At 67.3% G+C, this 6,000-nt stretch carries 5 protein-coding genes and 1 pseudogene; 1 reads left to right on the forward strand and 5 read right to left on the reverse strand.

The window, feature by feature from the left end:
- Positions 1 to 83 precede the first annotated feature (83 nt).
- The 5 genes from trpD to ABZ646_RS11350 form a co-directional block, all read right to left on the reverse strand.
- Positions 84 to 1,148, reverse strand: a complete 1,065-nt coding sequence (trpD, locus tag ABZ646_RS11330) for an anthranilate phosphoribosyltransferase (protein WP_360516079.1) — start codon at positions 1,146 to 1,148, stop codon at positions 84 to 86.
- A gap of 135 nt (positions 1,149 to 1,283) precedes the next feature.
- Complete coding sequence (locus tag ABZ646_RS11335) at positions 1,284 to 2,921, reverse strand: cytochrome bc complex cytochrome b subunit (protein ID WP_360516082.1); 1,638 nt, start codon at positions 2,919 to 2,921, stop codon at positions 1,284 to 1,286.
- The gene (locus ABZ646_RS11340) at positions 2,918 to 3,976 is read right to left on the reverse strand and encodes a Rieske 2Fe-2S domain-containing protein (protein WP_360516085.1); all 1,059 of its coding nucleotides are present in this window, start codon (positions 3,974 to 3,976) and stop codon (positions 2,918 to 2,920) included. The genes ABZ646_RS11335 and ABZ646_RS11340 overlap by 4 nt, the downstream gene beginning before the upstream one ends.
- A complete protein-coding gene (locus tag ABZ646_RS11345) occupies positions 3,973 to 4,785 on the reverse strand; it encodes a cytochrome c (protein WP_360516088.1) in 813 nt (270 codons plus the stop codon). The genes ABZ646_RS11340 and ABZ646_RS11345 overlap by 4 nt, the downstream gene beginning before the upstream one ends.
- A 78-nt stretch (positions 4,786 to 4,863) precedes the next feature.
- Complete coding sequence (locus ABZ646_RS11350; RefSeq protein ID WP_132886330.1) at positions 4,864 to 5,484, reverse strand: heme-copper oxidase subunit III; 621 nt, start codon at positions 5,482 to 5,484, stop codon at positions 4,864 to 4,866.
- Positions 5,485 to 5,662: 178 nt separating this feature from the next.
- On the opposite strand from ABZ646_RS11350, the pseudogene ABZ646_RS11355 reads away from it, so the two are divergent.
- Positions 5,663 to 5,947, forward strand: a pseudogene (locus ABZ646_RS11355) (hypothetical protein); the annotation flags it as partial.
- Positions 5,948 to 6,000 lie beyond the last annotated feature (53 nt).

The following is a 6,000-nucleotide window of genomic DNA, read 5'->3' on the forward strand; positions in this document are numbered from 1 at the left end:
GTTCCCTCTTTCCTACCGCGACCTACCGCGACGGCGGTCAGCCACGACGGCGGAGCCCGGCGGTGCCGGACTCCGCGCCGCCCCTACTTGTGCGTCGCCGCCGCCCAGCGTTCCAGGGCCCGCTTGGCCGCGCCCGAGTCGATCGACTCCGCGGCCCTGGACATGCCCGCCGAGAGCTGTTCGGCCAGCGTTCCCGGGCCCGGGTCCAGGGCCACCAGCGCCGCCGCCGAGTTGAGCAGCACCGCGTCCCGTACCGGGCCCGTCTCGCCGTCCAGGAGGCGGCGGGCGACCTCCGCGTTGTACGACGGGTCGCCGCCCCGCAGCGCCTCCACGGGGACCAGGTCGATACCGACGTCACGGGGGTCGAAGGTCTCCTCCGTGACCTTGCCGTCGCGGACGGTCCAGACCCGGGACGTGGCGGTCGTCGTCAGCTCGTCGAGGCCGTCGTCGCCACGGAACACCAGGGAGGAGTTGCCGCGTTCCGCGAAGACGCCCGCGACCACGGGGGCCATGCGGGGATCCGCGACGCCGACCGCCTGGGCCCGGACCCGCGCCGGGTTGGTCAGCGGGCCGAGGATGTTGAAGACCGTGCGGATGCCCAACTGGCCGCGGGCCGCGCCCACGTACCTGAGAGCCGGGTGGAACCTGACGGCGAAGCAGAAGGTGATACCGGCCTCCTCGGCGACCTCGGCGACCCGCTGCGGGGTCAGGTCGAGGTTGACGCCCAGCTTCTCCAGGACGTCCGAGGCACCGGAGGCGGAGGAGGCCGCCCGGTTGCCGTGCTTGACGACCTTCGCGCCCGTGCCGGCCACCACCAGCGCGGACATCGTGGAGATGTTCACCGTCTTCGCGCCGTCACCGCCGGTCCCGACGATGTCGACGGTGCGGCCCGGCACCTCGATGACGTTGGCGTGCTCGTACATCGTGCGGACGAGCCCGTTGATCTCGTCGACCGTCTCGCCCTTGGCTCTGAGAGCGACCACGAAGCCCGCGATCTGGGCGTCGGTGGCCTGGCCGCGCATGATCTGGTCCATCGCCCAGGCCGTCGCGTCGGCGCTCTGGTCCTGGCCGTACAGCAGCGCGTTCAGCACCCCGGGCCAGGAACGGCCCGCCGCGGTGTCGCCTCCAGCGGGGGTCACAGCGCTCATAAGGCCGCTCCTGAGTGTCGTACCGGCGGGAAAAACGGTTTCAGAGCTCACCCTATCCAGCCCCGGGCACGGGGAAGGGCCCCCGTCCGGTGTACGGACGGGGGCCCTTCGACCGTGGCGTGGCGACGCCGTCGATCAGTGGTGGCCGTGGCCGCTCGTGATCTCCTTGTACTCCTCGACGCTCGGCTTCGGGATCTGGTTGTCCTCGCCGTAGTAGGCGTTGCTCAGCTTGGCGCGGAGCTTCTCGGACCCCTTGATCTTGCGCTCGACACCGTTCTCGTCCACCGCCGGGCCGACCTGGGCCGGCTCGTACTGGTGGTGGGCCGTGAGGGTGTGCAGTTGCTCCTGCGAGAGCGGCTCGTGGATCTCGATGAACTCACCGTGCGGGAGCCGCTTGATGATGCCGGTCTCGCGACCGTGCAGCACCTTGTCGCGGTCCCGGCGCTGCAGGCCGAGGCAGATCCGCTTGGTGACGATGAACGCGATCACCGGTCCGGCGAAGAAGAAGATCCGGACGAACCAGGTGACGTCGTTGATCGACAGGTGGAAGTGGGTGGCGATCAGGTCGTTGCCACCACCGACCAGACCGACCATGTACACGGTGACCCAGGCGACGCCGAAACCGGTGCGGGTCGGGGCGTTGCGCGGGCGGTCCAGGATGTGGTGCTCGCTCTTGTCGCCGGTGATCCAGGACTCCAGGAACGGGTAGACCGCGATCGCGCCCAGGACCAGACCGAACAGGACCAGCGGGATGAAGACGCCCAGGACCAGGGTGTGGCCCCAGAAGTTGATCTCCCAGCCGGGCATGTAGCGGATCAGACCCTCGGCGAAGCCCATGTACCAGTCGGGCTGGGCGCCGGTGGACACCTGGTCCGGCCGGTAGGGGCCCATGGCCCAGATCGGGTTGATCTGGGTGGTCGCCGCGATGACCGCGATGACACCGAAGACCAGGAAGAAGAAGCCTCCGGCCTTGGCCATGTAGACCGGCAGCAGCGGCATGCCGACGACGTTCTTCTCGCTCTTTCCGGGACCCGCGAACTGCGTGTGCTTGTGGTAGAAGACCAGGATCAGGTGGCCCACCATCAGGCCGAGCATGATGCCCGGCAGCAGCAGGATGTGGATCGAGTAGAACCGGGCGACGAAGTCGTGGCCGGGGAACTCGCCGCCGAAGAGGAAGAACGAGATGTACGAGCCGACGATCGGCATCGACAGGATCGCGCCCTCGGTGAAGCGCACACCGGTGCCGGAGAGCAGGTCGTCCGGGAGCGAGTAACCGGTGAAACCGGTGAACATGCCGAGGACGAACAGCAGGAAGCCGAACAGCCAGTTGATCTCACGCGGCTTGCGGAACGCGCCGGTGAAGAACACGCGCATCATGTGCACGAACATGCCGGCGAGGAAGATCAGCGCGGCCCAGTGGTGGATCTGCCGGATGAGCAGACCACCGCGCACGTCGAAGGAGATGTGCAGGGTCGAGTTGAACGCCTCGGACATCAGCTGGCCCTGGAGCGGGACGTAGCTGCCGTGGTACTCCACCTCGTTCATCGACGGGTGGAAGAACAGCGTCAGGTACACACCCGTCAGGATGATGATGATGAAGCTGTACATGCACACTTCGCCCAACATGAACGACCAGTGGTCGGGGAAGATCTTGCGCATGTTGGACTTGGCGAGGGAGTAGATCCCGAGCCGTCCGTCGGCCCAGTCGGCGACACGCTCGCCGGCCGGTGCCTTCCCGCGGGCGCGGGACTGTGAGTTCTCTGAAGTGCTCATCCGCGCTCCCAGAATGCAGGACCGACGGGCTCCTCGAAGTCGCCGAGCGCCTGGAGGTAGCCCTCCTCGCTCACACCGATGCGCAGCTGCGGCAGGGCGTGACCGGCCGGGCCGAAGATCACTCGGGCACCGTCGGAGAGGTCGAAGGTGGACTGGTGGCACGGGCAGAGCACGTGGTGGGTCTGCTGCTCGTACAGCGAGATCGGGCAACCGACGTGGGTGCAGATCTTCGAGTAGGCGACGATCCCCTCGTGCGACCACTCGAGCTCGCGCTTGTCCTTGATGTTGTCCGGCTGCAGCCGGATGATCATCAGGGCCGCCTTCGCCATGACGTTCTGGAAGTCCTCCTGGTCCTCCTCGACGCCTTCGGGCTTGGCGAAGGTCAGCGAACCGACGGCGACGTCGGAGGGCCGCAGCGGCTCGTTGGTGTTCATGTTGACGAGCAGCTTGCCCTTCGACCACGCCGTGTGGCGCAGCGAGGTGCCCGGCAGCGGGCCGAGGTCGCGCAGCAGCACGACACCGGAGAGCGGGACCAGGGTCAGCGCGCCGAACATCGTGTTGCGGATCAGCTTGCGACGGCCGAGCGCCGACTCCTTGGCGCCCTGCCGGAAGTCCTCGTGGACCTTGGCGCGGACCTCGGGAGAGGCCTCGATCGGGTGCCGGTCGTCGGCGACCTCCACGTCGGACATGAGGGTGCGGGCCCAGTGGACCGCGCCCGCGCCGATGCAGAACAGCGCCGTACCGAGGGTCATGCCCAGCGCGAAGTTCAGCGCGCTGATGTGACCGAGCGGGAAGACGAAGATCGACTTGTCGTGCGGGATCGTCACGTACGAGGCGATGAAGCCGACGGTGGCCAGCATCGAGATCGTGAACAGCAGGGCCACGACGCGCTCGGACCGCTTGGCGGCGCGCTCGTCGATGTCCTGGATCCGGTGCTCGTGGGGCGGCAGACCCGGGTCCGCGAACGGATCCCTCTCGTCCGCCACGCTCACGGCGCCGTGCGCGTGGTCCTGCTCAGCGGGCAGGTTCTCTTCTGGAATGTCTTGGCTACTCATGACTTCTTGGCCTTTGCGGTCCGAGCGGCGACCCAGACGGCGACCGCGATCAGGGCACCGAGACCGAAGATCCATGCGAACAGACCCTCGCTGACCGGCCCGAGGCCGCCCAGGTTGAGACCGCCGGGGTTCTCCGTGTTGGGGCTGTTGACCGCGTCGATGTACGCGATGATGTCCTTCTTGTTCTTCTCCGTCAGCGTGGTGTCGGGGAAGGACGGCATGTTCTGCGGGCCCGTCTGCATGGCCTCGTAGATGTGCTTCGGGGCTACGCCCTCGAGGTTCGGGGCGAACTTGCCCTTCGTCAGCGCGCCACCCGCGCCCACGAAGTTGTGGCACTGCGCGCAGTTGGTGCGGAAGAGCTCACCACCCTTGGCGATGTCGGCACCGTCCGAACCGTACTGCTCCGAGGTCGGGACCTCGGGGCCGGCACCCAGCGAGGCGATGTACGCCGCGAGCTGGTCGATCTGCGCCTGGGTGTAGATGTTCTTCTTCTTGACGACCTGCGGGCCCTGCGAGGTGGCGGCCGGCATGCGGCCGGTGCCGACCTGGAAGTCGACGGCCGCGGCGCCCACGCCCACCAGGCTGGGGCCGTCGGACGAACCCTGACCCTTGGTGCCGTGGCAACTGGCACAGCCGACCGAGTAGAGCTTCTGGCCCTCCTCGATCGTCAGGGACTGGGAGGTCTCGTCGGCCTGAGCCTTGCCCGCGGGCGCGAGAAAGGCGTAGGCCCCCCCAGTGCCCACCAGCGCGAGGAGTAGGACGACGACCGCCGCCAGCGGATGGCGTCGTCGTGCGGAGAGCTTTTTCACGGATTACCCCGGTGTCAGGATCTTCTGCGTCGATGCTTCTGGAAAGTGCGCTTCTACGGCGCGTGGAGCCGGCCCCGGCTACTTGATCAGGTAGATCGTGGCGAAGAGGCCGATCCAGACGACATCGACGAAGTGCCAGTAGTAGGACACGACGATGGCCGCGGTCGCCTGCTCGTGCGTGAACCTCTTCGCCGCGTAGGTGCGCCCCAGGACGAACAGGAAGGCGATGAGGCCGCCCGTCACGTGCATGCCGTGGAAGCCGGTGGTCAGGTAGAACACCGAACCGTACGGGTCGGAGGAGAGCGAGATGCCGTCCTCCTTCACCAGGTTCGTGTACTCGTAGATCTGACCGCCGATGAAGATCGCACCCATGATGAAGGTGAGGATGAACCAGCCCCGGAGCTTCTTCACGTCCCCCCGCTCGGCGGCGAACACGCCGAGCTGGCAGGTGAGGGAGGAGAGCACCAGGATCGTGGTGTTGGTCGCCGAGAAGGGGATGTCGAGATGACTCGCCATCTCCTTCCAGTGAGCCTCGCCGGTCACCGATCGCAGGGTGAAGTACATCGCGAAGAGGGCCGCGAAGAACATCAGCTCGGAACTCAGCCAAATGATGGTTCCGACGCTGGTGAGGTTCGGCCGGTTGACCGACGGGTGCGCGTGCCCGGTATCTACTGTCGTTGCTGTCGCCACGACCGACATTATGTCGGTCGCTTATCTCGCGCTCACTCCGGGGGGTGCCGTTCGGAGTGTCCGCCCCGTGTGTACTGCCCGGATGGCCCATCGAAGTGGTGTTCCAACAGGTGTTGACGGGGAGTTCATGGGGGTAGCATCCGGCGCATCGGTCCTGTCCGTACGACGCTGACGTCTCGGAGGAACAATGCAGCCGACCGCCACGGTGCTGGTCTACAGCGACGACTCCAACACCCGCGAGCAGGTACGGCTGGCCGCCGGCCGGCGCCCTGCCCCCGATGTGCCGTTCGTCGAGTTCCTGGAGTGCGCGACGCCCCAGGCGGTCATCGCCGAGCTGGACCGGGGTGGCATCGACGTGTGCGTCCTGGACGGCGAGGCCGTGCCCATGGGGGGCATGGGGATGTGCCGGCAGATCAAGGACGAGGTCTTCGACTGCCCGCCGGTGCTGTTGCTGATCGGGCGGCCGCAGGATCGTCCGCGACCGGCTACACCGGGGCCACGGTGACGGTGACGGAACTGGCCGCC

Source organism: Streptomyces sp. NPDC007162, assembly GCF_040634175.1.
Classification (GTDB): Bacteria; Actinomycetota; Actinomycetes; order Streptomycetales; family Streptomycetaceae; genus Streptomyces.

Coding starts and splice junctions, on each gene's coding strand:
- trpD (WP_360516079.1), bottom strand. CDS start 1,148: ATGAGCGCTGTGACCCCCGCTGGAGGCGACACCGCGGCGGGCCGTTCC.
- ABZ646_RS11335 (WP_360516082.1), bottom strand. CDS start 2,921: ATGAGCACTTCAGAGAACTCACAGTCCCGCGCCCGCGGGAAGGCACCG.
- ABZ646_RS11340 (WP_360516085.1), bottom strand. CDS start 3,976: ATGAGTAGCCAAGACATTCCAGAAGAGAACCTGCCCGCTGAGCAGGAC.
- ABZ646_RS11350 (WP_132886330.1), bottom strand. CDS start 5,484: ATGTCGGTCGTGGCGACAGCAACGACAGTAGATACCGGGCACGCGCAC.